Annotated in this window: 2 protein-coding genes and 1 rRNA gene; all 3 read left to right on the top strand. The window is 37.6% G+C overall.

All coding sequences use genetic code 11. The features are described 5' to 3' along the window. Nucleotides 1–89: ribosomal RNA gene (gene rrf, locus BLQ87_RS33070) — 5S ribosomal RNA — on the top strand; the annotation flags it as partial. 492 nt (nucleotides 90–581) lie between these two features. Then, complete coding sequence (locus BLQ87_RS33065) at nucleotides 582–1,028, top strand: DUF1028 domain-containing protein (RefSeq protein WP_074613158.1); 447 nt, start codon at nucleotides 582–584, stop codon at nucleotides 1,026–1,028. Then, nucleotides 974–1,495 (top strand): hypothetical protein, encoded by a 522-nt coding sequence (locus BLQ87_RS33060; RefSeq protein ID WP_143010628.1) that lies wholly within the window; start codon nucleotides 974–976, stop codon nucleotides 1,493–1,495. Before BLQ87_RS33065 ends, BLQ87_RS33060 begins: the two co-directional genes overlap by 55 nt. Nucleotides 1,496–2,485 lie beyond the last annotated feature (990 nt).

Genomic DNA, 2,485 nt, shown 5'->3' with positions numbered 1-2,485 from the left:
CTACCTCTTCCCATTCCGAACAGAGAAGTCAAGCCCACCAGAGCCGATGGTACTGCGGTAACACGTGGGAGAGTAGGTCGGTGCCAAATCTTAAAAGAAAGCCTGTAGTGAAAACTACAGGCTTTTCTTGTTTACAAGCTTTTTTATTTCTGGATTCGTTTATAGATTTTTGAAATCATTGCTTTCATTTAGCATTTATTCCTTACCGGCCGCTATAAGTTTGTTGGGTTTTTATCTCTGGATTTGGCACCAGGATCAGGTCATTATACAATCTACTTCCCGAATCTAAAAAGCCCGGTTGCTGATCGATGGTCCCACATGATGAATGCATTCATTGTATTCCTTTACCGACTATTGACAATATTTAGAGCTTGAGGCGTGTCAAATCATTTTTTATAGTGCCTTGTCTTTATTTTAAAGCCAAACTTATGTGTAAGAAAATAGTGTTGTTCGCGATCTTTTAGCTTGTTGTTGTATGCTGTTCTGCTCAAAATCTTCCTGGCGTACTGCTTAGCCGTAATATTAATTCAACCCTTTCCATTGTAGCATATGACCCCATCGCTCAGGAATGGGGAATAGCTGTGGCTACAAATAATACCTATGTCGGTAATTCTACTGTTTATGTCCAGCCAGGATTGGGTGCTTTTTCTGTGATCTCGGAAACAAATCCCAGCTACGCAATAAATGGTTTCTCGGAATTAAAAAAAGGTAAGTCTATTAAAGAGGCTATTGAGTATACGAGAGAGGCTGATGTAGATGCGAATTTCAGACAGATTGCTGGTATTGACTCCACCGGAAATGTCTATGCTTATACGGGTTCAGCGTTGAAATTTCGGAAAGGTTATTCTTCACATTTAATTGGTAAGAATGATGTGGCGTTAGGAAATCAATTGGCGGAGGCCGTACTATCTTCCATGGCCACAAAGTATGAGCATAGTAAAGGAACTTTGGCAGAACGTCTGTTAAAAAGTATTTGGGCAGGCAGAATGCCAGGGGACAAATTACAGGAAAACAATTTGCAGCTTTAGCGGTAAAAGGGATGCGCCAGGAATGGTACAATCAAATCGATTTAAGAGTCGATAATGCTAAGCAGCCACTTTTCGATTTGCAATGCCTTTTGAATTTTCACTATGGACGTATAAAATTAAATCAAGCGATCAAACTTTTGAAAGATGGGGAAAGGATAAAAGAACTTATGCTCTTTAATGAAGCCCGAAAATTGGTAGAAGGCTGGACTGGAATTTATAGTAAGCTAATTATGGGGCTGTTGTTGGGGGGAAAGGAACAAGCTGTAGTAAATACTATTCTGAAGGCAATTAGAGAAAATCCAGAATGGAAAGAGAATTTGTCTTGTTTCTATTTTTTAAGGAATCGTCCGGAATTAAGAAAATATTATAATGAAAGGAAGTTTTCGGAAAAAGAATGGAATCAGGCGATTCAGTTTCTTATAGGAATCGATAAACCTGGGGAAGCATTGAAACTTACCAATAATTGATAGAAAAGTATCCCCATTCATCTTATACCTATTATCTGAGAGCAGAGGTATATAGAAAGATAAATGAAAGAACATCTGCAATCGCAAGTTATAAGATGGCGATTATATTAGATCGCGAGAATGAGGAAGCTGTATTTGCGTTGAAGCAACTGGAAAATGAATAACAGCTTGAGCGAAGATAGGATAGCTGGTCGCGTTGCTAACAAGAGTTTCGACTTTCATTCTTCCTTAGGTTTTCTTGATTTTTGTTTAATAGGGGGCAGGAAAGGAAGTTCATTTGTTCTTTTTCATTTCAGAAATAAGAAGAAAACGATGTTACCTGTTTCCTATGCCAGGGCTAATGAGATATGGATTTAGTTATTTTTAAGATTAATTCATGTGTTTGGGGAAGCATTGTGAAAATAAAACCGAATTCCTGTTTCCTTAGATTGGTTTGTCAATGTAACTAAGGATTAGTGTGTTGGGCTTTAATCACAGAAGAGATTGTCGCAAATATTTGGCCTTATGTTAAGATAAATACAATTTTATGTAAATAAAGTTTGCAGGGAGCAAAAATAATCCTACTTTTGCATCCCGCTTCGGAGGAAGAGAAAGTGAGATTGATACAGAGAGAAGGATTTGAAAGATTGCAGTAGAGATAAGTCAGAAGTTGTTTTGACCGGTTTAATCACCAAATAAGACAAAGTAAAAAAGTTTGAGAAAAAGCTTGACAATACCAAAAAGATTTCTACCTTTGCAGTCCCAACAAAAACGGGGGTTACCAAACGGAGTTTAGTAACAAAAACAAAAAGACTGAAACGATCGGAATACCGAAAAGAAACCAGGAACATTAAGACCTGGAAGAAACAGAGGAATACAGATTGCAACATAAAAGAAGAACCGCGAGGAGATTCGAAAAGTTCATTAAAGAGATGTCATTTATAGCGTAGCGAGGTAAGATAGTACCGTTTCAAAGTACATGAAAACCAAAGCTATTTTTTCAAGTCAGAA

The sequence above is a fragment of the Pedobacter steynii genome (genome assembly GCF_900103665.1).
Classification (GTDB): Bacteria; Bacteroidota; Bacteroidia; order Sphingobacteriales; family Sphingobacteriaceae; genus Pedobacter; species Pedobacter steynii.
This window is presented reverse-complemented; position numbering and strand designations above follow the sequence as displayed.